This window comes from Bacillus cereus group sp. MYBKT14-1 (genome assembly GCF_051915185.1).
GTDB lineage: Bacteria > Bacillota > Bacilli > Bacillales > Bacillaceae_G > Bacillus_A > Bacillus_A cereus.
In genome coordinates this window covers 43746-68231 of record NZ_JBQAEF010000007.1, presented here as the reverse complement: position 1 = coordinate 68231, position 24486 = coordinate 43746, and the positions used below count along the sequence as shown (strand labels likewise).

The following is a 24486-nucleotide window of genomic DNA, read 5'->3' as shown; positions in this document are numbered from 1 at the left end:
TTGACTTTGCAATAGAGAAAATTGCATATTGAAACATTAATTTAATAGGAAAAATATTTATAATGAAATTTACTTTCATTATAACTAAATTCATTTACTACTTCATATGCTTGTTAGTAAAGTGAAACTTCCTTTCATTTGAAGGGTAATAAATTATAAGTATAGGAGGATTAATAAATGAAAGTTTTGTTCGTCTGTTCTGGAGGAATGTCCAGTGCAATTGTTGTAAACGCTTTAAAAAAAGAAGCGGAGAAAAATGGTGTGAACATGGAAGTGCATGCAATTGGAACGAATGAGGTAGAGGAAGAAGTAAAGAATGGCTGGGATGTCGTAATGGTGGCACCTCAAATAAGACACCGATTTGCCTCTGTAAAAAAATTTGCAGAGGAGGAATCTATTCCGTGTGGCATCATACCGCCGCAAGCATACACACCGCTTGGCGGCCCGACTTTATTAAAAACTGTAAATGAATTAATCAGTTAGGGGGAAACGTTATGAATAAGTTTGTCACGTTTCTTGATAAAAACTTATCTGGACCGATGGCAAGGCTTTCTGAGCAGAGACATTTACAAGCAATCCGTGATGGAGTTATTTCGGCGTTACCATTTATTATAGTAGGAAGCTTCTTTTTAATAGTAGCATTTCCACCACTGCCGAAAGATAGTTTTATATCAGTTTGGGCATTAAAGAATCAAACAAGTATATTGATACCATATCGTTTAACCATGTTTATTATGTCCTTATATATCGCATTTGGAATAGGATATAATTTAGCGAAAAGTTATAAATTAGATGCTTTATCAGGAGCACAGCTCGCGGTATGTTCACTACTTTTAACATTAACGCCTGAGTTAATTGATAAAAAAGGATTCATGCTTCCGATGACAAATCTCGGAGGTCATGGATTATTTGTGACGATGATTGTTTCTATTTTATCCGTAGAGATTTTAAGGTTTTGTAAGAAGAAAAATGTAATGATTAAAATGCCAGAACAAGTACCGCCATCTGTATCGCGTTCATTTGAAGCACTTATACCTGCAGCATTCGTTATTATTATAATGAGTCTAGTAACTGTCGTTTTTAGCATTGATTTACACCATGTTGTTGATAAATTAGCAGCACCATTAGTAAAAGCTGGGGATAGTTACTTCGGTGTAATGATTCCAGTGTTTTTAATTACGTTTTTTTGGTCATTCGGAATCCATGGTGTGTCGGTTGTTGGAACTGTTGCTCGGCCATTATGGGAAGTATACCTAGGGAAAAATGGTGAAGCAGTTGCTAGTGGAGCAGATCAGTTGCCATTTATTTCACCAGAGCCGTTATATCAATGGTTTATATGGATTGGCGGTTCTGGTGCGACGTTAGGGCTTGTATTAGCTATGATTGTATTTGGTCGATCGAAATATTCGAAAGCATTGTCAAGAACTTGTATTGTTCCGGGTATTTTTAATATTAATGAACCAGTCATATTCGGATTACCGATTGTACTAAATCCAATTTTAATTATCCCATTTATCATTACACCACTTGTAACAGCAACTGTTGCATATTCAGCAACTGCGATGGGATTTGTAACACCAACGCATATTATGCCGCCATGGACACTACCTGCTCCAATTGGTGCATATTTAGCAACAGGAGGAGATTGGCGTGCGATTGTATTAGTTTTTGTAAATATAGCAATATCGTTCCTTATTTATTTACCATTCTTTAAAATGTACGACAAAAATATGCTTGAAATTGAAAAAAATGGTGACGGGGAATCTGTTAATCCTTAATCTGCACGCTGTTATTTTGAGTGATAGACTTTTTGTCTATCACTTCTTTCACATTAAAACTAGAAAGGGGGAAATAGAATGAATATAAAATTTAGTTATAAAGGCGTATTTTTATTATTATTTGGAGTGATTTGTGCAAATTTACTTTTTGTCCCTTTATTAGGCATGCTAAATCTATCACAAATGCATAGTATCTGGCTTGTTACAAGTATTGCGGCAAGCGTTTTGCTTACGGTAGTTGTTTCTTTCATTGATGGATCGTTTGCATCGAAAGCTCAGTTGTTTTTTAGATTTATATTGTTTTCGATTGGTTGTACGTTCGTTACTTACATGATTGTTTTTTAGTAAATAGGAGGTCATGCACGTTATGTATATTGCAGGGGTAATGTCTGGTACTTCGTTAGATGGAATAGATGTAGCGCTCGTTCATATAGAAGGAAGTGGTGTAGATTCTAAAATCCAACTCATCCATTTTACTACTGTTCCATTTTGTAATGATATGAAAAATGAGATTCAACAAGCGTTATCAATTGAAACTTCGAATGTCCAAATTATATGTAGTTTAAATTTTAAACTTGGTTTATGCTTCGCCAATGCTGTAAAGGAAGTTTGTAAAGAGGCCAATTTTCCTTTGAGACAATTAGATTTAATAGGCTCTCACGGACAAACGATTTATCATCAGCCAAAGCAAGAAGGGAATATTATTTCTTCAACATTGCAAATTGGGGAACCAGCAGTAATAGCATATGAAACGAACACGACGGTTATCTCGAATTTCCGAACGATGGACATAGCGGCAGGGGGACAAGGTGCACCACTTGTACCATATTCAGAGATTATTTTATATCGGCATCAAACTAAAAATAGACTACTACAAAATATTGGTGGGATTAGTAATGTTACAGTGGTTCCAAGTAAACGAAGTAAAGAGAGTGTTATTGCTTTCGATACTGGACCAGGCAACATGGTAATCGATGAAGTATGTCAAAGATTATTTCATGTACCATATGATCAAAATGGTTGGATTGCAAAGCAGGGGGTAGTTGTAGATGAAATTTTAACATACTGTATGAACCATCCATTTTTGAACATGAAACCACCAAAATCAACAGGTAGAGAACAGTTTGGAGAAGCGTTTGTGACTGAATTATTGAATCGATTTAAAAAGCATAGTAAAGAAAATATATTGGCAACTGTCACGATGTTTACAGCATGTTCAATTGTTCATCATTATAAGGCGTTTATTTTGCCGTATTATGAAATTGATGAGGTGATTTTAGGTGGTGGTGGAAGTTATAATAATACACTTGTTGAAATGTTACGGAATGGATTAAGAGAAGAGAAATGTAGCATATGTATACAAGAAGATATTGGTCATTCTTCAGCAGCGAAAGAAGCAATTGCATTTGCTATTTTAGCAAACGAAACGTATCATCGTAATCCGAGTAATGTGCCGAGCGCAACAGGTGCTAAGAATTCCGTAATTTTAGGGAATATAACATTCCCTCCATACGCAGATGAAAATGAGGCGAACATATGAAGTATATGATTGGAGTAGATGGCGGGGGAACAAAGACCGAGGCAATTGCATTTGATAAAGACGGAAATGAACTTGTAAGAGCTACCAGTGGTTTTGGAAACATATTAATAGATTTTGAAGAAGCTCTTGTGCATATTATGGAAGCAATTAATCAATGCCAGAAGAGTTTAATAAATGGGCATTGTGTTTGTGTTTGTTTAGGATTAGCTGGTATAAGCGGAGCGAATACAAATGAATTAACATTACGTTTAAAAAAGAAATACGGAACAAAAATTGAAATTTTTAATGATGCAATGATCGCACATGCAGCTGCTTTAAAAGGTAAGGATGGAATATTAACTATAGGTGGTACAGGTGCAATTTGTATAGGAAAAAAAGGAGAAGTATATCAGTATAGCGGTGGATGGGGACATATTTTAGGAGATGAGGGGAGCGGATATTGGATTGCATTACAAGCTTTAAAGAAAATGGCAATTCAGCTCGATCAAGGAATCAGTCTTTGTCCATTGAGTTTGAATATTCAAAGGCAGTTTCAACTTTTGACACCGTCTCATATAAAAAGCTTAGTATATACTTGTTCTAAAGATAAAATTGCAGCAATCGCCCCATTAGTTATTCAGGAAGCGAGAGATGGCAATGATGATGCGCATGAAATTATGATGCAAGCTGGAAAGGAATTAGCAAGGATTACAGTAAATGTTTATAACAAGTTGAACTTTAAGCACTCAACGCCAATTGCAGTAAGTGGCAGTATATTGCGTTTAGTTCCTGAAATATTTGCTGTATTTAAGAAATGGTGTGAAGAAAGTATGAAAGAAATTACATTCGTATCACAAGCAGAAATGGCAGTGAAAGGAACATATTATTTAATGAGGGATATATATTTTTAAAAATAGGTATGAGAATTTTTGTATGATTTGTAAAAATATGATGTTAAAATGTATAAAGGGATGTATGTTAAAAACGTACAATATACGTAGTAATTGAATATTGTATATGTATTCCCATGTAGAAAGTGAATGATTACATGATTAATAGTATGCAGTTTTTATATTTGGTGGCTTCTTATTTAATTGGAAACATATTGACCGCTTATATAGTAACAAAATTGAGACATAACGTTGATATTAGGGATGAAGGAAGCGGAAATCCTGGCGCAAGAAATATGGGGCGCGTATATGGAAAAGGGTATTTCATCGCTACATTTTTAGGTGATGCAATTAAAGGGGCAATCGTTGTTGCTGTAGCAAAATACCTTTTTGAAGATCCTACATTCGTAATGTTAACATTATTGGCCGTTATTATTGGACATATTTATCCAGTTTTATTTAAAGGCAAGGGCGGTAAAGGTATTTCAACATTTATAGGAGGACTAATCGCATTTGATTATTTGATAGCGCTTACCCTCTTAGGCATTTTTATTGTATTTTATTTAATATTTAAAGGGTTTACGAAGCCAGGACTAATTACGATTGCTTGTTTACCAATTTGTATGATTCTTTATTCTTATTCTATTGTTACCACTATATTAAGTGGAATAATTATTGTACTCATTCTATATGTAAATCGAGAATAAAATGAATGTTTAATAAGTGGGGATAATCTCCACTTATCATTTTTTATTAAATAGATAAAGGAGATAAGGCATGGGGTTAATTTATAAAGTTGCTGATCAAGATTGGGAATTTGAAAGTATACATAAATTGAATTATAAAACTTTTGTAGAAGAGATACCACAACATGAAGAAACGAAAGAACGGTTTCGTATAGATCGGTTTCATAAAGAAAATACATATTTAATTTGTTTAGATGAGGATAGATTAGTAGGTATGGTCGCAGTGCGGGGAAAACGACCATTCTCGTTAGATTATAAAATTTCAAATTTAGATATTTATTTGCAAGAGCATGGAGAAAAAGTGTATGAAATTCGTTTACTTTCAGTAGAACGTGAATATAGAAATGGAAGAGCGTTGTTAGGATTAATTCGTTTTCTACATCGTTATTTGCTTCTAAATGGATATGAATTAGCACTCATTTCTGCAACAACACGTGAACTAGCTTTATATGAGCAAATGGGATTCAAATCTTTCCATACGTTAGTTGGTACAGAAGAAGCAGCCTTCCAGCCAATGTATGTTACCCCTGCTATGTTTGAAGAGTCGAGTGTTGGGGGGATTATGACGAAAGAATATACGTTTTTACCTGGTCCAGTAGATATTGAAGAGAACGTTCGAAAGGCATTTTCTACGCGACCTATTTCCCATCGCTCTAAGTCATTTCAAGTGATGATGGACAATGTGAAAAAACGGTTACTTCACATGACAAAAGCAAAACATGTACAGCTTATGTTAGGAACAGGAACGTTAGCAAATGATGCGATTGCTTTACAGTTACGTTCTTTAAAAGGGAAAGGACTAGTATTAACAAATGGGGAATTTGGTAATAGATTAGTTGGACATGCAAAACGAGCACGGTTACATTTTGATACGTATAAAAAGGAAATGGGAGATCCATTTATTTATACCGAATTAGAAGAAATTATGACAACTGGAAATTATGAATGGATTTGGTTTGTTCATCATGAAACATCTACTGGAATGTTAAACGATTTAAACGAGCTAAATACTCTTTGTAACGAGAATCAAATGAAACTGTGTGTAGATTGCATAAGCTCAATTGGAGCAATACCATTAGACTTGAAGGATGTGTATTTTGCAAGTGGTGTTAGCGGTAAAGCGATTAAATCATATACAGGAATTTCTTTCGTTTTTCATAACCACATTGTAAAAATAAACGAGGCTGTGCCGGCCTATATGGACATTGGCATGTATGAAGAAAATGAAAGTATTCCATACTCACAATCATGGAATTTAATTTATGCATTGCAAGAAGCGTTGAAGAGATTTGAAGATGAAAAGGCATTTGTAAAAATTAAAGAGACATATGATTATGTTGAAGAAGTTATTACTGATATGGGTTTAAAGCTTGTTTCACCTAAAGAACATGCCGCGCCAATTATACTTACTATTGTATTGAGCGAAGATTATTCTTCTAAAGTAGTAGGCGATACATTAGCATTACAAGGATACATCGTTCATTATGAGTCATCTTATTTACAAAAGAATAATTGGATCCAAATTGCATGTTTAAATCATTATAAAGAACGCGATATGAAGAGGATGTTAAATTGTTTGCAAATGTGTTTATTTCAGAGTGGGGTACATATATAAAGACTTTTTCTTTTCGTATAAAGGAGCTACGACTTACGAAAACTTAGGAATAGAACATTGGAAGAGGTGTCAGTATGATAACTAGAAAACTACCATTACATATAGACGATATTAAAAAAGCTCACAAAATTCTAGATAGAAATGCTCGTAAAACGCCATTAGTAAAATCTTTTTACTTGACTAGTAAAACGGGTGGAGAAATTCATTTGAAATTAGAAAATATGCAATTAACGGGTTCTTTTAAATTTCGTGGCGCATTTAATAAAATGTCGCGGCTCACGGATCAAGAAAAAGAAAGAGGTGTAATTGCATGTTCAGCAGGTAATCATGCACAAGGAGTTGCATTATCTGCTCATTTACTCGGTATTAAGAGTAAAATTGTTATGCCAATTTCTGCACCTCAGGCAAAAGTTGAAGCAACAAAAGGATATGGATCTGAAGTGATTTTACATGGTGAAACCTTTGATGATGCAAAGGTAAAATGTGAAGAAATTATAAGGGAAACAGGTGAAACATACTTACATCCATATGATGATGTAGAGGTAATGGCTGGTCAAGGTACAATTGGATTAGACATTCTTGATGATATGTGGGATGTAGATACTGTCATTGTACCAATAGGTGGAGGCGGAATTATTTCTGGTATTTCTGTAGCATTGAAATCTTTTAATCCATCCATTAATATAATTGGTGTCCAAGCAGATAATGTTCATGGAATGAAGGCATCTTACGATAAAGGAGCAATCGTAGAACACTATGAGGCGCCTACTATTGCAGATGGTTGCGCAGTTAAAATACCAGGTGAATTAACATTTGAAATTGTAAAAGAATTAGTAGATGATATTGTAACTGTATCAGAAAAAGAGCTGGAAGTAGCGATGAAAGATTTATTACAACGTGGGAAAGCTGTTGTAGAAGGTGCAGGTGCATTAGCAACTGCTGCACTTCTTGCAGGAAAAGTTGATAGTTATATAAAAGGGAAAAAAGTAGTGGCTGTTATATCTGGTGGGAACGTGGACTTACAGCGCATATCAAGTGTATGTGAGCACTTTTTTGTCGCTAATGAAGTGAAATAGTTTTATGAAAGAAGAGCTAAGAGAAATGATCTTAGCTCTTACTTTTTGTCTACCGTTTACTGTAAGTAGAAATAAACTTGCAAAATTTGCTGTTTAAAAATTATTTTATTTAAGCGCCTATTTTTACACATATCTTTAATGTTATAATAATTATTTCAATATTGTCGAAACGTAAGCAGAAATTTAATATAATAGTTTTAATGTGCTAATGAGCGGTGAGGAGGGCAGGGCATGAATAAAGAAGAACAGGTCATGAACGGTTTCAGGGAATTATATAATAAGCTGGTTTGGCTTAATAAAGATAAGATGGAAGAGGGTCTTAAAGGTTTTAAGTCTTCTGAAGTCCACTGCATTGAATATATTGAAAACAATGCAGATTCTAACGTGACACAACTCGCAGAGGCTTTTTATGTGACTCGCGGTGCTATAAGTAGAATGACTAAGAAGCTCATACAAAAAGGCCTTGTTGAAAGCTACCAAAAGTCAGAAAATAAGAAAGAAATTTATTTTAGGCTTACCGAACAAGGGAAAGAAATTTATAAAATCCATGAAAATCTGCACAAAGAGTTTCAAGAGCGAGATAAAGCTGTATTTGAACAAGTAACTGAAGAAGAATTCAACAGTATAATTAGCTTTGTGGAAAAGTATAGTAGACATTTGGATGCAGAAATAAAGAAACAAGGTATACATATTAAATCGTAATATATTTTAATAATAAAGTGAAACTTTAATCAGTGGGGGGTCTTCATCTCCACTGATTATCAGCCCTCACCAATCGGGCTTTTACGGGCAGCCTTACTCTAATGAGAATAGGCTGCTTTTTTATTATTTTATTTTTGTTGACTAATCAACAAAATAGAGTTATTATTTTGTTGACAAAGCAACATTTTTTTAGGAGAGAAGTTAAATGTCTATATTTAGATCACAAAATGAAAGGAAAACTGAAAAAAACATAGATAAACATGCTTTACTATTCGGACTTATTTCTGTATTTCTTTGTGGTATAGGTTTCAGTATCATCATGCCTGTAGTGCCATTCTTAGTACAGCCATATATAAGTAATCCGGAAGAACAAGCATTAGTTGTTACACTACTAACTTCCGTATATGCGGCTTGCGTGTTTTTAGCTGCCCCAGTACTCGGGGCTTTAAGCGATAAGCATGGCCGTCGTCCATTACTTTTAATATGCTTATTTGGTTCTGCAATTGGGTACTTAGTTTTTGGAATAGGAGGAGCTTTATGGGTACTATTTGCTGGACGCATAATAGAAGGAATAACAGGCGGGAGCATAAGTACTATCTTCGCATATTTTGCAGACATCATTCCAAAAGAACAGAGAACGAAATGTTTTGGATGGGTGAGTGCAGTTGTAGGTGCGGGAACTATCATTGGCCCAACCATTGGGGGAATACTTGCCAAGTTTGGTGATACTGTACCTATATATTTTGGTGCAATCATAACGTTAATAAATGTTGTATATGGGATCAAATATATGCCTGAGAGCCTTGAAAAAAATAATAGGTTGAAAGAGATTACTTTTGTAAGGTTAAATCCTTTTGTACAGCTAGCAAACATACTTTCCATGAAAAATTTAAAGTGGTTACTTGTCTCAGCGTTTTTACTTTGGATACCTAACGGATCTTTACAAGCAATTTTCACGCAATTTACAATGGATACTTTCAGTTGGAAACCTGCATTAATCGGACTTATGTTTTCAATTTTGGGCTTTCAAGACATTGTTTCACAAAGTTTTATCATGCCAAAGCTTTTGATCAAGCTTAGTGATAAACAAATAGCAATTCTTGGGATGGTTTCGGAGATTATAGGATACAGTTTTATTGCGGCATCAGCTTTGTTTTCACTCTATCCACTACTTATCGCTGGGATGCTGATGTATGGTTTTGGGGATTCAATTTTCGGACCTTCATTCAACGGGATGCTTTCAAAGTCTGTCAGTTCTAGTGAACAAGGAAGGATTCAAGGTGGAAGCCAATCTATTCAAGCTTTAGCAAGAATGATTGGTCCTATTCTTGGAGGACAAATCTATGTATCACTTGGTCATGCCGCACCTGCTTTTATGGGTATGATTCTTATAGTAGCGGCAATAGCAGTTTTATATAAGGGAACGCATGAAACTGTATAACAGATAGATATAAGAATAAATAAAAGGGAGTCGGAACTTAGGAATAAGTGCTGATTCCCTATTTGTTTACGGTTTGAGAGCTAAGAGAAAAGCTTTTGTTTAGGAATTTATTCTGCTATGCTCTCATGGTGAAGGGTAATATTCAGTGAGGTGGAACTATCATTAATTACAGTTAGCTTTATTTGAAAGTAAAAAGGTAGGTAAATGACTAGATAGTTTCATTATGCTTGTGCTGAAGTAAATAATGACTCCATCTTTATTTTGCTCTTTTCTCGAATTTCAGCATCTGCGTGTCTCATCACGTATTTATGCGCTACAGCGATTGCTAAAACATCATCTAATAAGCCGATCCCAATAATAGCAGCTATATCTGGAATGAAATCGATTGCTAATACGTAATAAGATAAAGCGGCTAATATTATGAATTTCGCTTTAGTAGGTAATTCTTTCTTTTTCATTGTGTAGAATAAAATAATACTTTCATATACGCTGGATTTACCGAGGTTTACAGAGCTTTTTTTGAACTTTTTCCAAAGTGTCTGTTTCTCCATATAAACACTCCTTTTACAAAAACATAGATTTTTTAAAAGGATGGACAAAGAAGTGAGAGATTAATCAATTTTATTGTTTTTCTTAATTATATATTTCCATAAAAATAGGGGAATACCTGTTCAAAATAATATAATGTGGATTATGCAACGATTCACAGTGTTCCGCTAAATAGTATATATATTGTAAGATGTATGTGGATCATTTAGTTATTATTATGCATTTTATAAGCGGTATGGGGGAAGAAAAATGAAAATAATAGAACTACCAATTGAATTCGAATTTAACGGGCAAAAACAATGTGTTTATCCAAGTTTAATTATAGTACATAATGAATTAACGTTAGTCGATACAGGATATCCAAGTTTTTTACCTTTAATTGCAAATGCAATATTAAAACATGGATATGAGATGAAAAACTTAAAAAATATAATTATTACTCATTATGATGATGACCATATAGGGGCTTTATATGATTTCAAAGTGAAATATCCTCACATTAATGTTATTGCTAGTGAAATTGAATCTAACTATATTAGTGGTGATATAAAATCAGAGAGGTTAGTTCAAGCTGAAGAAATGTTAGAACGTATGCCAAATGAAGAAAAAGAATTTGGTAAATGGTTTATACAACAGTTAAAAAATATAAAACATATTTCCGTCGATGAAAAAGTGCATGATGGTCAAATGATTTTGAATAATGAATGTCAAATAGTAGCGACGCCAGGACATACTTCGGGGCATATTTCATTATATTTTCCGAATTTAGACTGTGTAATTACGGGAGATGCGGCTGTTCAAGAGAATCGTGAGTTAGTAATAGCTAATCCGAATTTTTGTTTAGATATAGAAAAAGCGAAACAGTCTTTAAATAGGATTAAAAGTTTTAAAGCAGCACAGTATTATTGCTATCATGGAGGAAAGCTTACTGTATAAAATAATAAAAAAACGATCTTTCCTATATCGAAAAGATCGTTTTTTTAATTCATAGATTCTGCAATTTTAATTAAATCCTTTACGTTATATTTTCCTTGTATATAGCGTTCGTTACCAATTGCAATTGTATATTGAAAACCATTCTTCTGAAAGATAAGTTCATATGCTGAATCAAAATGAGGATTATATAATGCGTTCATATTATTTTTAAAACTGTAGAACTTAGCTCCCCTATGTACATAGAAGCCTAATTTATTTTGAACTGGTGAAACAGTGATTTTTAAAATCCCATTAATATCTTCATTGTAGTATTGGAGGTTTAAGTAATCGTTATAGATGTACCCTTGAAATTCGTGAATTTCGAATGGGAATTTTGTAGGAGTAAGTATATGTTCCTTACAATTCATTTCATATTCTTTTACAATGGAAACATTAATAAAATCCGAGAAAAAGCAAAAAGAATTTGTTCATCTAGTACACGATGAATATAAAAAAAGAAGATAAGAATTTTTTTATTTTTCATATTTGGCGAAACAAATGGTACAATGAAAGCTAATGTGAAAAATAAGGAAAAGAAGTGGTCTATTTGAAAAACTTTTTAGAATTAGGAATTAGTGAAACTTTTAATCATACATTACGTGAAAATGGAATTACAGAAGCAACACCAATTCAAGAGAAGGCAATTCCAGTTATTCTGTCAGGTAAAGATATTATTGGGCAGGCGAAAACAGGAACGGGTAAAACGTTAGCATTCGTGTTACCGATTTTAGAAAAAATCGATCCAGAATCTAGTGATGTTCAGGCCTTAATTGTTGCACCAACAAGGGAACTAGCTCTGCAAATTACAACTGAAATTAAAAAAATGCTTGTTCAAAGAGAAGATATTAATGTACTAGCGATTTATGGTGGGCAAGATGTAGCACAACAATTGAGAAAATTAAAAGGTAATACACATATTGTTGTTGCAACACCAGGACGATTATTAGATCATATACGACGTGAAACAATTGATTTAAGTAATCTTTCAACGATTGTACTAGATGAAGCGGATCAAATGCTTTATTTTGGTTTCTTATATGATATTGAAGATATTTTAGATGAGACACCAGGTAGTAAACAAACGATGTTATTCTCAGCAACGATGCCAAAAGATATTAAAAAATTGGCGAAGCGTTATATGGATGAACCGCAAATGATTCAAGTACAAAGTGAAGAAGTAACGGTTGATACAATTGAGCAGCGTGTCATTGAGACGACAGATCGTGCAAAGCCAGATGCACTTCGTTTTGTTATGGATCGTGATCAGCCATTTTTAGCTGTTATTTTCTGTCGTACAAAGGTTAGAGCAAGTAAGCTTTATGATAATTTAAAAGGACTAGGTTATAATTGTGCTGAACTTCATGGTGATATACCTCAAGCGAAACGTGAAAGAGTTATGAAGAGTTTCCGCGAAGCTAAAATTCAGTACTTAATCGCAACGGATGTAGCAGCTCGTGGACTTGATGTAGATGGTGTAACGCACGTATTTAACTATGATATCCCTGAAGATGTAGAAAGTTACATTCATCGCATTGGCCGAACAGGACGTGCAGGTGGATCAGGTCTTGCAATTACGTTCGTTGCAGCGAAAGATGAAAAACATTTAGAAGAAATTGAAAAAACGCTTGGTGCACCAATACAAAGAGAAATAATCGAACAACCGAAGATAAAACGTGTAGATGAAAATGGAAAACCGGTACCAAAGCCGGCTCCGAAGAAATCAGGTCAAAATCGTCAAAGAGATAGCCGCGAAGGTTCAAGAAGTGAATCAAGACGTGATTCGAGAAATAGCTCGAGAAGTGATTCAAGAAATAGTTCGAGAAATAGTTCGAGAAATGAAAATAACCGATCATTTAATAAGCCAAGTAATAAAAAAGGTAGTACAAAGCAAGGTCAGCAAAGACGTGGTCGTTAAATAGTTATAATTGTAAAAGAGTCCCGAAATATTGTGGCTCTTTTTTTGTTTGTATACAACAAGGATGATGGCAAGAAAAAATTTCATTCACCGTATTTGAAATTTATAAAGGGAATTTTATAGTTCAAAACCAGTAGAGAAAGGGTATTACTGTCATTCAGCAGAACACTTTGGTTAAAAGAAAAGGTATTGAAGCGAGCGAGTATTTTCATTATACATTCCGCAATTATCGAAATAGAACAAGAGAAGTTTATGAAGGATTAAACTCGTATTGGTGTACGATCGTTGGAAACTGGAAAATTAATTTGTTAGTTTTGATCGATGAGGAACTCGAGAAGCACCACTGCCATCCTTATGGGGAAATTGCTTACGACGATGAAGGTAATGTAGTGATAATATGCGAAATAAGAAAAAAGGACTAGCAGTCGTACCTGCCGTCCTTTAATAGGAGAAAAAGTAATCTTGTTTAGAACTACGCATAAACAGAAAATCTGCTTGTAATTAGTTTTAACCTAAATATACGTGTCTATACAAAAAAGGGATAAGTAAAAAATACTTATCCCCGGAAGGGAAATCCCAAGTACCAAAATGGCTCGTATTGGTCTGCAGGTTCAAAAGTAGTATATGTAAAACGAAAAATCTCATACAAAAAGCAGACAACGATTTTGGTTGTCTGCCAGTGAGTTCAATGAGTTAGCTAATTGTGATAATTTGCATCCCCATTGCGAGAAGAGTGAAGCTGCTAGTTCAAACAGTTTGTTGGTATTATTTTCAATTTCTTAAAAAATATACATCAAAAGAAAGAGGTATTAGCCATGGACACGGCAGCTTGAAAGTAGTATGTATTTTTATTTGAAAAATATTCAAGGGGTGAAGAAATATGGAATGTTTAATAAAGGTGTTTGTTTTATTAATCAGTTAATTAATAAAACAAAATAGTTATTTGGGAGAAAGGGAAAATGAATATGAGATGAATTGAAGCTGTTGAAAAATTACTTGAAGTGATGAAAGAATGCTTTTGGAACGGAACATCTTTAAAGGGTGAAGCTAATGATTTTAATATTGTATCTTGGCTGATTGAAGAAGCGACGCGTAAAACAAAATAAAGATTTCATTTTGTAGTAATGGGGAATAGATAAGATATGTGTACTTATTAGGGGGAAAGTAGATAAAGAGTTCTTTAAGAGGCAAGAACCGGAACAAAATAAAAGAGCGGCTAGCAAAAGCTAACTGCTCAATACAAGGAGATACAGAGAAGACTACTTTAAATGAATGTTGGCATACAGCCTACATACAGTATTGACCGAATATTTATTTTAAATTCAATTTATTTAAAGTAAATATTCCAACAGATAAAATGGTTGCGCCTGCTACAGAACCTAGCCAGTCTCTCCAGCCTAATGTATTTAAAGATACATATGTTAAATCCGTAATTAAGAAGATAGCAAACATTAATACACCAAATGCTAAGCATCCCCAAAATGTTTGCAAATATTTAATCATCTTCTTTCGGAACTTGCTCATATAAATCACCCTTATTAATAATTTATATTTTTATAAATAAATTATTATATATAAAAAAATAAAAGTACGAAATATGCAATATTACATATTGGAACTCAACAAAATACTCCATTGATAAGTACCTAGATCGAACGGAGGCATCGTTCTTTTCCTAAAATGAAAGGTGACGATAAGAAACATGAGATACGTTTTAAACAAATTGAGCGGACGTTAAAAAATAAAAATTTATAAAGGAAATAGAAAGTATGGTGTTGTATATGTACGATAATAGGAAACTTTTTGCAAACTAAACATATAATTTTAATAGACCGACAGTCGGTCTGGTGGGAAGGAGAACTTGAATGCGAATTGTAAAGGAGTATGAGGAGCGTAGAAAGGAAATTTTAGAAACAGCTGAGCGTTTGTTTCTTACGAAAGGTTATACGAAAACAACCGTGAATGATATTTTAAAAGAAATTGGTATAGCAAAGGGGACGTTTTATCATTATTTTAAGTCGAAGGAGGAAGTAATGGATGAAATCATTATGAGGATTATTAAAGAGGATGTCACTAAGGCGAAAAGGATTGTCTCCAATCCCGATATCCACGTTTTAGATAAGTTATTTAAAATTTTAATGGAACAATCACCAAAATCAGGAGATGTCAAAGAAAAAATGATTGAACAATTCCATCAACCAAATAATGCAGAAATGCATCAGAAAAGTTTAGTGCAATCCATTATACATTTATCTCCTGTATTAACGGAAGTTTTAGAGCAAGGAATAGAAGAAGGCATATTTTCTACTCCATACCCACAAGAAACAATTGAATTATTACTCTCTTCAGCACAAGTCATATTTGATGATGGTTTATTCCAGTGGAAACCGGAAGAAATGATAAACAGAGCTAAAGCTTATATCAAAATGATGGAAGCATCTGTCGGAGCGAAAGAGGGATCTTTTGATTATATGATGGAAGTTTTAATTAAACAGAAATAGTGATTTTCTGTTTGAGTATTATCGACCGGCAGTCGGTCTAACTAAATGAAGGATGTGATGAGGATGCCAGCAAGTATTCAATCTTCCTTGAAAGATTTTCACTTAATGGTAAGTGGTCAAATTATTACTATTTTAGGTTCAACACTATTACGTTTTGCACTGTCTTTATATGTGCTAGATATAACAGGACGTGCCGATATATTTGCAGGGTTATATGCTGTAACGAGTATCCCGTTTTTGTTAGCTCCTCTTGGCGGAGCGATAGCAGATCGTTTCAACCGCCGTAATGTAATGGTCATTTTGGATTTTATAAACGCTGCTATTGTATTAAGTTTTATAGTTTTGTTATTAACTGAATCGATATCTATTTTATTGATTGGAACAATTATGTTTTTACTAGCAGTCGTTAGTGCAATGTACGCACCAGTTGTTATGGCAAGTATTCCGCAATTAGTCCCAGAGAAAAAGTTAGAACAAGCGAACGGTATCGTAAATGGTGTGCAAGCATTATCTAATATAGTTGCACCTGTACTAGGAGGACTATTATACGGCATAATTGGTTTGAAAATACTCGTAATAACAAGTTGTTTTGCTTTCTTTTTATCTGCGATTTTACAAATGTTTATTACAATACCTTTTATAAAAAGAGCGCAAGAAAGCCATATCATACCGACAATTATAAAAGATATGAAAGAAGGTTTTCTTTATGTTTTAAAGCAACCTTTTATTTTGAAGGCTATGTTACTTGCAGTTTTACTAAATTTAATTTTGACACCGTTATTTGTTGTCGGAGGACCTATTATATTACGAGTAACTATGCAGAGTAGCGATATGATGTATGGAATTGGAATGGGATTAATTGATTTTGCAACCATATTAGGGGCATTGTCAATCGGTTTCTTTGCTAAAAAGTTACAGATGAAAACATTATATAATTGGATGCTTATCATAGCTTTATTAGTTATACCAGTGGCACTATCAATTACACCGTTTACTCTTAATTTAGGATACTATCCACCATTTATCCTCTTTATACTTTCTTCTCTTCTAATCGCAATGATTATGATAATTTTATCCATCTATGTGATTACTGTAGTCCAAAAGAAAACACCAAATGAAAATCTAGGAAAAGTAATGGCAATTATAACAGCGGTATCTCAATGTATGGCACCAATTGGGCAAGTCGTATATGGTTTTATGTTTGAAGGATTCAGTACGAAAATTTATTTACCTATATTAGCTATAAGTTTCATAATGATAATAATAGCGGTGGTGACGAAGAAAATATTAAGAAATGAAGGGAACTAGCTTCATATGCTTAGAGTATTAGCGAAACCCAATCCTAATCAATTCTTTATCATTTATTTCAATTACGAATCTATATTCTTTGTCTAATAGCCAGTAATAAAAACTGACTGCATCAACGTCAACTAGTGATTGGAATACTTTATCAAGATTTGTACTTACTACAGGGATTTCATAGTTATCCCATATTATAAAAATCTGTTCGTCAAAATCTAGTTGGTTTGCTCTAATAAGGGAAATTAGTTGTTCTTTGTTCGAAGCTATGAATTGGTTATCTATCTGTTCCCAATCTATTCTTCCCGAGACAGTTATAGGAAATGAATTCATTAAAATAATAGCAATCTGCTGGCTTTTTTCTTGGGAGAAAATGAGAGTTTCGTTTCCTAGGGATTCAAGGCATTCACTAAACAAAGGGTTTGTGTCATTGTTGTTTTTGGTTTTCAGTGCTCTTAACTTTTGTCGCAATTTCCATTGTCTTGACGATCTATCATCCATTTTTAACATTCCTTATACAATTATTTAAGAATGAGTATAGCATATAAGGGAAGTCTTTATGAAAAGGAACTTTTTAAATATAAATTAAATAAAAGCGTTATTTGAAAAAAAGCCTTTTAAGGAAAGATAAGAGGCCATCAAAAAATATAACAACATGAAAATTTTATATTATGTATATACAATTTAAAGAGTTAGTAGAAATAATAAAATGTATAAAATTCTTATAAAAAAGCCCTAGGATTAGGGGATCTAGGGCTTCCTCTGTTGGTATATCTCACACGACATTATAAAGAGAAAAGAACTTAATAAAGGTAACACATGAATGTTTCGTAAATGTATCAAAAAAGTGAACAAAAGCGTTATTTTATTAGAAAAGTATGATTGTATGAAATAACATGTATGAAAGAAGAGGCGTTAGCAAAAATATCCCTTAACGAAATCGGCTTTATTTTTCAGCAAAGTAACCTTCTTAAGTGACTCATGTTGTATAGGTAGTAGAGAAAACAGAAAGAGTTCTTTTTATGGAGGACGGAGAAGTTGTTAGTGAAATACAACTAGGCAAGTTTAGGAATGATGATTTAAAAGCGCGAGAAGAGAAATTGTTAAAATGGTTAGCTGTACTCGGAGTTTAAAGACAAAAACTCCTATTGAATATAGGAGTTTTTTCTTTGTTTGAAAGTTCGAAAAGATATATAATAATTTTCTGACTATTAATTTATGGAGGGGTATTAATGAAAACTGAAACGTTACACACACAAGAAGACATTTTAAAAATGCTTGATTCATTATTAAGACCTGCAGAACCATTTTGGAATGAGTTTTATGAGAATAGAGAAAAGGATGTTCCGTTTTTTGAAAATGTTCCAGATGAGAATCTAGTTTCGTATATACAAAAAGAGAGAGTTTCAAAAGGGAAGGTATTAGAACTTGGATGTGGTCCAGGTAGAAATGCCATTTATTTAGCGACTCAAGGATTTGATGTAACAGCAGTGGATTTATCTGTAGAAGGCATTAATTGGGCTAAAGAAAGGGCATTGGCAAAAGGGGTAGCAATTCATTTTATTTGTGATTCAATTTTTAATTTAGAGGTTCAAAACGAATTTGATTTTGTATACGATTCGGGCTGTTTGCATCACATTCCACCGCATAGAAGAATAAATTATGTGGATTTAATTAAAAACTCATTAAAATCGGGTGGTTATTTCGGATTAACATGTTTTGCGGCAGGCGATTTAGATGAGCGAAATGGATCGGAAATAACAGATTGGGATGTATATAGAGGATGGAGTCTACAAGGTGGTCTTGCATACTCGGAAGAAAAGTTAAGAGAGATATTTAAAGAATTTGAGGTAATTGAGATTAGAAGGATGAAACAAATGAAACAACCGAAAGAAATGTTTGGAGAATCATTTCTTTGGACAGCATTATTTAAGAAGAAATAATAAAGTAGATAATTGACAAACTCATCGTTTTTATAGACAATACATTTACAGGAATGTACGTTCGGTTTTTTGGCCGACTTATGTTTTACATAAATATATAACAAGGGGCTGTCTCCATATGAGTAACACAAATCAAAAAATTACTACGTTTTTAATGTTTGAAGGCAAAGCTGAGGAAGCAATGAATTTTTATACGTCGCTATTTGATCAATCGGAAATTGTAAGTATTTCTCGCTACGATGAAAATGGACCTGGTAAAGAGGGAACTGTAATTCATGCAACTTTTACGTTAAATGGCCAAGAGTTTATGTGTATTGATAGTTATGTAAATCATAATTTTACATTCACTCCAGCTATGTCTCTTTATGTAACTTGTGAGACAGAAGAAGAAATTGATACGGTCTTTCATAAACTAGCGCAGGATGGAGCAATTCTTATGCCTTTAGGTTCTTATCCGTTTAGTAAAAAGTTTGGCTGGTTAAATGATAAGTATGGTGTATCTTGGCAGTTAACTCTTGCTGAATAAAAAAGAAAAAGCGTAGCTTATTTTTGTTTGTAAAAGATGTTCATCTTGTATGGAATGAAGTTTCTAGGGTTTTAAAGAATAAAGGTATTCTTATTGCTGGATTTACAAATCCGTTACTATGGATTTTTGATGATAACTAAGAGCAAAAAGGTATTCTTGATGTTAAACATTCAATTCCTTCATCAACATTGGATTATTTACCGGAGGATGAAGTTCAAGATTACATCGATTCAAATCAAACAATAGAATATGCGCATACTTTAGAAGACCAAATCCAAGGCCAAATTGAAGCTGGTTTTGCTATAACAGGTTTTTATGAGGATGATTTTGGTGGAACAAGGATATTAGATAAGCATATTAAAACATTTATTGCGACAAAAGCTATAAAGTTAAAGATGGATTAAGAATTTTTGCTTGTCGCACGGGGCGTTAGTCGAAGAACGCTCTTAAAATAGAAAAGGATGGTGCTTTCCATCCTTTTCCTTATGTATTTTGAGTGTCGAAACTATTCTCAAAACAAGTTTTACACTACCAATTGTATAATTAGGTTATGCTTTTATATTAAGAATTTTGCTGACCAAATCTTTTCCCGAGTTTAGCTAACAATTCAGGTTGATCGCTTTGGCTCATTATAACTTCAATAAAGATAAGTTGATTCTTATTAAAAGTTATATTTGTTAAGACTTCTGCTAATTCTGCTTCATTTTCTACTTTAAATGTTAGACTTTTTTCTTCTGACCCAAATACCATTGATAGTTTATTGTAATCCCACATTTGTATATCATTATAAGGTTGGTTTTGGCCGTGAATGGCACGTTCAACGGTGTATCCGTTGTTTTTGATTAAAAATATAATCGGTTTTAAATTTTGACGTAGTATAGTTGATAACTCTTGGGCAGTTACTTGGAAAGAACCATCACCAATAATTAAAATGTTGCGCCGTGATAAATTGGCGAGCTGTGTACCAAGTAGAGCGGGCAGTGTATATCCGATAGATCCCCATAACGGTTGTCCTACATATGCAGTGTTATTAGGTAGAGGGATATCAGCACTACCAAAGAAAGGTGTTCCTTGTTCTACAATTAAGATGTCGTTTTCTTGTAAGAAATGGTACATTTGCTGCCAAAAGCGTTTTTGTGTGACCATTTGTGCTTTTGGAATGAACTCTTCAGTAAAAGGTGAGGATTCTAAAATAAATGGCTTAACGTCAAGGGTATCTTTATTACGATGCTCAATTGAATCACTTAAATGTTGTAAAACATCCTGCATTACAACTGGACCGTATTTTTTATCTATAATTTTCACAGTGTAGGGATGGATTTCTATAACTTGTTCTTTTGTAAAACCTTGTGTGAAGCCGCCTGTAATAGTATCAGTTAACTTCACACCAATACTAATAATACAATCCACTTTAACTTTTCATGTGCTACTACATCATCTAAAAAGGCAAGATTATAATCACCAGGAACGCCAAATATATGTTCAATTCCTAATTCGTGTAGTCTATCCAATAAATATGCACTTATAGTATATTGTTTTTTCAAATGAATCATCTCCTAATTATGCAATGAATGTTTCAATAGACTAAATAAGTTCTAATGGGTTGATTAAAATATTCATTACTAGATTGTGGTATAATTTACATACAGGGGGAAAGTAGATGACACAACATAAAGAAGAACAGATGAATGAGGCATTAGCATTATTTTATTTTGCATATAAAACATTTACTGAAAAGCCAGATGAAATTATAAAAGAATATGGCATTCAACGAGTACATCATCGAATTTTATTTTTTATCGCACGTTTTCCAGGGATAAGTGTAAATGAGTTATTATCACTATTAGAAATAAGTAAACAAGCTCTCCACGGACCGCTACGTCAACTTGTGGAAAAGGGCTTAATTGAGAGTAATGAAGCTATGCATGATCGACGTGTGAAACAGTTGTCTTTAACAGAAAAAGGTACAGATTTAGAGAAAAAACTGAGTGATGTACAAAGACAACAAATGGGTGCTATTTTTTCAAAATTTGGTGAATCATGTGAGGACAATTGGCACCAAGTTATGAATGAAATGGCAAATAGCCGATCAGGTTTTGATGCTTGGATAACGAAACGTGAACTACCAGTCGATCAAAAATAATGAAAAAACTTCTGTTTTTATCGTTTGAAAAAGAACAAATTTTATCCATACATTTGGCAACTATGATTTGGTCATAGAGTGAATGGATAAAAAGATACATTACTAGATACTTTATACGTGTACGCAATGGAACAATAAAATTCACATTTCCGAAAGGGGAATTATAATGATAAAACTTGTACTTATTCGTCACGGACAAAGTTTATGGAATCTTGAAAATCGCTTTACTGGATGGACAGATGTTGATCTATCAGAGAATGGATTAAGTGAAGCGAGAGAAGCAGGAGCAATATTAAAGAAAAACGGATATACTTTTGATGTGGCTTATACATCAGTATTAAAACGCGCAATTCGGACGTTATGGATTGTACTTCATGAGATGGATCTTACTTGGGTTCCAATACATAAATCTTGGAAGCTAAATGAAAGACATTATGGTGCATTGCAAGGGCTGAATAAAGATGAAACTGCACAAAAATATGGTGAGGAGCAAGTTCATATTTGGAGAAGAAGTGTTGATGTAAGACCACCGGCTCTTACTGAAGACGATCCTCGATATGAAGCGACCGATCCAAGATATAAAACACTCAAAAAAGGTGAATTTCCATTAACTGAATGTTTAGAGGATACGGAGAAGAGAGTACTTGCTTATTGGCATTCAGAAATTGCGCCGACATTAAAAAGTGGTAATAAAGTAATTATTTCATCACACGGTAACACAATTCGCTCGCTAGTAAAATATTTAGACAACCTTTCAAGTGATGGTGTAGTTTCATTAAATATTCCCACTAGCATTCCGCTTGTTTATGAATTAGACGAAAACTTACGTCCGATTCGTCATTATTATTTAAGTATGGATGGAGAAGTACCTGAAGGGGAAATTCCGAAACATATTTCTTTTTAATACGAAAATTTGAAATGAATGCTTGTCTACATATACAATATAGACTCATGGTAAAGTGAAATTTTAATCAGTGGGGGTCTTATTTCCCACAAATAACAGGATAAAAGACGTGGTACTTTCTAATATATATGCGATGTAGCTAATTTTAGAAGCTTGTCCACGTCTTTTGTCATAAAGAGAGTAGCTTGCGCATGTAATGATATCGTGAGTAGTTTTTGAATGGAGGGTGATGTGATTAATGATCTCTAACATTCGAATTGGCTTATTTGTTTTAGCGATTGTCTTTGTAGTCCTTGTTTTCTTTTATTGGAAAAATGAGGAGTTGTACGAGGAGAAAAAGCAACGTATTAGAAAGACTTGGTATGGTTTGTTTATCATATCTGTCACCGTGTATTTCATGATAAAAGGAATTGATTTAACCCTCTGGAAAAATCTTTTAATGTTTACTGCAATGGTTATTTTTGTTGATATTGCGTTCATTTTAACGCCTAATATTTCAGAAATATGGGGTGCGAAATTTAGCGATATTGGCAAGACAGTTCAATCAATAAAACGATCATTAATTGCATCTAAAGCGAGAGGGGAAATATACACGACAATTATTCAAAATGTTAATCCAGCAGTATTCGGTACGATGGAATGGCATACGGAAGAGGAATATACAAAGAGCTTAAATGCATTTTTAGATTCATATGGGGAAAAGATTGGCGCGAAAATTGTTGTTTTTGAAGCCGCGAAGGAATTAAATACACACTTTCGTGGTATTCGCTCGCAATTTAGTATTATCGTTCCGTTAGAACATATCGAGCAATTGAATGAGCAGAAAGCGGTGCAAGTAGAAAATGTCGGGATTATACCAGCAAAAATAGTAAGTGACGTTTTCATTGTTATTGATGGAAAGAAAAATAACCTGCAAGATCGGGATTTTGAAAATGTATATAATTTAACAATACATCATAGTTATTTTAGTAAATAAGGACAGAATCTTTTTCTGTCCTTTTCTTCTATACATAAATTAAAAACAAAATCCGACAAAGTTGAATAAAATTGGACAATCATTCCTACACTAGCAGGTAGAGGTGATTGTAGTGGTAAAAGATTATGACAATGATTTTTTTAAAGAAGATAATGAAGATACAACAGATTTCTCTTTAATAAAAGGGGATACGTTGCAGCAAGTAGAAGAATTAGAAGAAGAATTAAAAAGAAAATCATAAGTGTACACTCTTTCTACATTTGCTATATAATATAAATAAAAGGTTGTATCTTTTTGAAAAGGGGGAGAAGAGATGGCTGAAGTCAATGTACAAAAGTCTTCGTTTTTTAAAGAAAAAAAAGAAGAATCAAATACAGATTTCTCTCTTGTGAAAGGTGCATTAACGGAGAATATAAATCGGTTAGAGAAACTGATGAATAATAGTAGTTCAAAATATATACAGGTGAAAAGAACAAAAGAAAATGCATAGAGCATTTTCTTTTTTTTTATTTAATAGTAAACTTTTCTCTTATTTTTTCAGGCAAATCTGCTTTCTGAATCTCTTCATAGGACTTTACTTCAATTGATGATATTTCATTTTTATTATTATCATCTTGATCTACATAAAGGCGTAAAAACGCGTCTTCATTTAATTTATGATTGTTTTCTTTTTTTGTACTTCTAAATGTAATTTGTTTTTTGACGCCATCTTCATCATATGCGGGCAGCGTATAGTTTCGTAAGTTTCTACCATCTACCTTTTCGATAGTTCCTTCGCCTTTTATCTGCATGTAATATACATCTTTACCAATTCTATTTAGTGACGCTCTCTCACAGCCAATAGTAAAACTAAAAAATAATAAACATAGTGTAATAATTGCTAAAAACTTTTTCATTTTCTTTATCTCCTTTAATGTGTTTCTTTAAAAAGTATACGATTATTATTAAATGAGAAAAATCGATATAGATTACAATGCCCTTACAATAT

General features: G+C 33.3%; 26 protein-coding genes and 4 pseudogenes. 23 read left to right on the top strand and 7 right to left on the bottom strand.

The features are described from left to right. Positions 1-177: 177 nt before the first annotated feature. The 10 genes from ACTFO4_RS18150 (at position 178) to ACTFO4_RS18105 (ending at position 9767) form a co-directional block, all read left to right on the top strand. Positions 178-483, top strand: a complete 306-nt coding sequence (locus ACTFO4_RS18150) for a PTS sugar transporter subunit IIB (RefSeq protein WP_103622405.1) — start codon at positions 178-180, stop codon at positions 481-483. An 11-nt stretch (positions 484-494) separates the two neighbouring features. After that, on the top strand, positions 495-1778 hold the full coding sequence (locus tag ACTFO4_RS18145; protein ID WP_103622406.1) for a PTS sugar transporter subunit IIC: 1284 nt from the start codon (positions 495-497) through the stop codon (positions 1776-1778). Between the two features lie 78 nt (positions 1779-1856). Next, entirely contained in the window at positions 1857-2123 is a 267-nt protein-coding gene (locus tag ACTFO4_RS18140) for a hypothetical protein (protein WP_001021963.1), read from the top strand. A 22-nt stretch (positions 2124-2145) separates the two neighbouring features. After that, positions 2146-3318 (top strand): anhydro-N-acetylmuramic acid kinase AnmK, encoded by a 1173-nt coding sequence (gene anmK / locus ACTFO4_RS18135; RefSeq protein WP_000274977.1) that lies wholly within the window; start codon positions 2146-2148, stop codon positions 3316-3318. Beyond that, positions 3315-4208, top strand: coding sequence for a BadF/BadG/BcrA/BcrD ATPase family protein (locus ACTFO4_RS18130; protein WP_440014033.1), 894 nt, complete (start codon positions 3315-3317; stop codon positions 4206-4208). Before anmK ends, ACTFO4_RS18130 begins: the two co-directional genes overlap by 4 nt. Before the next feature lie 137 nt (positions 4209-4345). Beyond that, positions 4346-4894: a glycerol-3-phosphate 1-O-acyltransferase PlsY gene (plsY, locus tag ACTFO4_RS18125; RefSeq protein ID WP_000610870.1), complete on the top strand. Its 549-nt coding sequence runs from the start codon at positions 4346-4348 to the stop codon at positions 4892-4894. A 70-nt stretch (positions 4895-4964) separates the two neighbouring features. Next, complete coding sequence (locus ACTFO4_RS18120) at positions 4965-6548, top strand: aminotransferase class V-fold PLP-dependent enzyme (protein ID WP_000523061.1); 1584 nt, start codon at positions 4965-4967, stop codon at positions 6546-6548. Between the two features lie 74 nt (positions 6549-6622). Further along, the gene (tdcB, locus tag ACTFO4_RS18115) at positions 6623-7624 is read left to right on the top strand and encodes a bifunctional threonine ammonia-lyase/L-serine ammonia-lyase TdcB (RefSeq protein WP_000632959.1); all 1002 of its coding nucleotides are present in this window, start codon (positions 6623-6625) and stop codon (positions 7622-7624) included. A 231-nt stretch (positions 7625-7855) separates the two neighbouring features. After that, complete coding sequence (locus tag ACTFO4_RS18110; protein ID WP_001030904.1) at positions 7856-8326, top strand: MarR family transcriptional regulator; 471 nt, start codon at positions 7856-7858, stop codon at positions 8324-8326. A gap of 205 nt (positions 8327-8531) precedes the next feature. Further along, the gene (locus ACTFO4_RS18105; protein WP_440014032.1) at positions 8532-9767 is read left to right on the top strand and encodes an MFS transporter; all 1236 of its coding nucleotides are present in this window, start codon (positions 8532-8534) and stop codon (positions 9765-9767) included. Positions 9768-9988: 221 nt separating this feature from the next. Here the strand turns inward: ACTFO4_RS18105 and ACTFO4_RS18100 are convergent, their stop codons facing one another. After that, positions 9989-10318, bottom strand: coding sequence for a YkvA family protein (locus tag ACTFO4_RS18100; RefSeq protein ID WP_000415082.1), 330 nt, complete (start codon positions 10316-10318; stop codon positions 9989-9991). Positions 10319-10565: 247 nt separating this feature from the next. On the opposite strand from ACTFO4_RS18100, the gene ACTFO4_RS18095 reads away from it, so the two are divergent. After that, entirely contained in the window at positions 10566-11252 is a 687-nt protein-coding gene (locus ACTFO4_RS18095; protein WP_000691168.1) for an MBL fold metallo-hydrolase, read from the top strand. Between the two features lie 44 nt (positions 11253-11296). On the opposite strand, the pseudogene ACTFO4_RS18090 reads toward ACTFO4_RS18095, so the two are convergent. Continuing rightward, positions 11297-11680, bottom strand: a pseudogene (locus tag ACTFO4_RS18090) (hypothetical protein); the annotation flags it as partial. Between the two features lie 149 nt (positions 11681-11829). On the opposite strand from ACTFO4_RS18090, the gene ACTFO4_RS18085 reads away from it, so the two are divergent. After that, positions 11830-13206, top strand: coding sequence for a DEAD/DEAH box helicase (locus ACTFO4_RS18085; protein ID WP_002025792.1), 1377 nt, complete (start codon positions 11830-11832; stop codon positions 13204-13206). A 1311-nt stretch (positions 13207-14517) separates the two neighbouring features. Here ACTFO4_RS18085 and ACTFO4_RS18080 read toward each other — a convergent pair. Further along, entirely contained in the window at positions 14518-14730 is a 213-nt protein-coding gene (locus ACTFO4_RS18080) for a hypothetical protein (protein WP_078421171.1), read from the bottom strand. 341 nt (positions 14731-15071) lie between these two features. Here ACTFO4_RS18080 and ACTFO4_RS18075 point away from each other — a divergent pair, with 341 nt between their 5' ends. Then, positions 15072-15707 (top strand): TetR/AcrR family transcriptional regulator, encoded by a 636-nt coding sequence (locus tag ACTFO4_RS18075; RefSeq protein WP_078421170.1) that lies wholly within the window; start codon positions 15072-15074, stop codon positions 15705-15707. Positions 15708-15770: 63 nt separating this feature from the next. Next, a complete protein-coding gene (locus tag ACTFO4_RS18070; protein ID WP_139365853.1) occupies positions 15771-17015 on the top strand; it encodes an MFS transporter in 1245 nt (414 codons plus the stop codon). Positions 17016-17033: 18 nt separating this feature from the next. Here ACTFO4_RS18070 and ACTFO4_RS18065 read toward each other — a convergent pair whose 3' ends face one another. Beyond that, entirely contained in the window at positions 17034-17507 is a 474-nt protein-coding gene (locus ACTFO4_RS18065) for a CDI toxin immunity protein (RefSeq protein WP_139365852.1), read from the bottom strand. A gap of 491 nt (positions 17508-17998) precedes the next feature. Between ACTFO4_RS18065 and ACTFO4_RS18060 the strand changes: the two are divergent. The 4 genes and pseudogenes from ACTFO4_RS18060 to ACTFO4_RS18045 form a co-directional block, all read left to right on the top strand. Beyond that, positions 17999-18139 (top strand): annotated as a pseudogene (locus ACTFO4_RS18060) (ABC transporter ATP-binding protein); the annotation flags it as partial. Positions 18140-18238: 99 nt separating this feature from the next. Then, entirely contained in the window at positions 18239-18949 is a 711-nt protein-coding gene (locus ACTFO4_RS18055) for a class I SAM-dependent methyltransferase (protein WP_000846301.1), read from the top strand. Between the two features lie 118 nt (positions 18950-19067). Then, positions 19068-19475: a VOC family protein gene (locus ACTFO4_RS18050; RefSeq protein WP_000072493.1), complete on the top strand. Its 408-nt coding sequence runs from the start codon at positions 19068-19070 to the stop codon at positions 19473-19475. A 23-nt stretch (positions 19476-19498) separates the two neighbouring features. After that, positions 19499-19879: pseudogene (locus ACTFO4_RS18045) on the top strand (SAM-dependent methyltransferase); the annotation flags it as partial. A gap of 157 nt (positions 19880-20036) precedes the next feature. Here ACTFO4_RS18045 and ACTFO4_RS18040 read toward each other — a convergent pair. Both ACTFO4_RS18040 and ACTFO4_RS18035 read right to left on the bottom strand, forming a co-directional pair. Beyond that, positions 20037-20882, bottom strand: a pseudogene (locus ACTFO4_RS18040) (thiamine pyrophosphate-dependent enzyme); the annotation flags it as partial. Beyond that, complete coding sequence (locus ACTFO4_RS18035; protein WP_410987880.1) at positions 20858-21028, bottom strand: thiamine pyrophosphate-binding protein; 171 nt, start codon at positions 21026-21028, stop codon at positions 20858-20860. The pseudogene ACTFO4_RS18040 and the gene ACTFO4_RS18035, both read right to left, overlap by 25 nt. A gap of 107 nt (positions 21029-21135) precedes the next feature. Between ACTFO4_RS18035 and ACTFO4_RS18030 the strand changes: the two genes are divergently transcribed. From ACTFO4_RS18030 to spoIISB, 5 genes are all read left to right on the top strand, one after another. Continuing rightward, complete coding sequence (locus ACTFO4_RS18030) at positions 21136-21618, top strand: MarR family winged helix-turn-helix transcriptional regulator (protein ID WP_000191889.1); 483 nt, start codon at positions 21136-21138, stop codon at positions 21616-21618. 166 nt (positions 21619-21784) lie between these two features. Continuing rightward, a complete protein-coding gene (gene gpmA / locus ACTFO4_RS18025; protein WP_000594152.1) occupies positions 21785-22522 on the top strand; it encodes a 2,3-diphosphoglycerate-dependent phosphoglycerate mutase in 738 nt (245 codons plus the stop codon). Positions 22523-22760: 238 nt separating this feature from the next. Next, on the top strand, positions 22761-23498 hold the full coding sequence (locus tag ACTFO4_RS18020; RefSeq protein WP_017674034.1) for a type II toxin-antitoxin system SpoIISA family toxin: 738 nt from the start codon (positions 22761-22763) through the stop codon (positions 23496-23498). Positions 23499-23610: 112 nt separating this feature from the next. After that, entirely contained in the window at positions 23611-23739 is a 129-nt protein-coding gene (locus ACTFO4_RS18015) for a hypothetical protein (RefSeq protein WP_000237818.1), read from the top strand. Positions 23740-23811: 72 nt separating this feature from the next. Next, positions 23812-23988, top strand: a complete 177-nt coding sequence (gene spoIISB / locus ACTFO4_RS18010) for a stage II sporulation protein SB (protein WP_000852629.1) — start codon at positions 23812-23814, stop codon at positions 23986-23988. 16 nt (positions 23989-24004) lie between these two features. Here spoIISB and ACTFO4_RS18005 read toward each other — a convergent pair whose 3' ends face one another. Further along, positions 24005-24394, bottom strand: a complete 390-nt coding sequence (locus ACTFO4_RS18005; RefSeq protein WP_078421166.1) for a YxeA family protein — start codon at positions 24392-24394, stop codon at positions 24005-24007. Positions 24395-24486 lie beyond the last annotated feature (92 nt).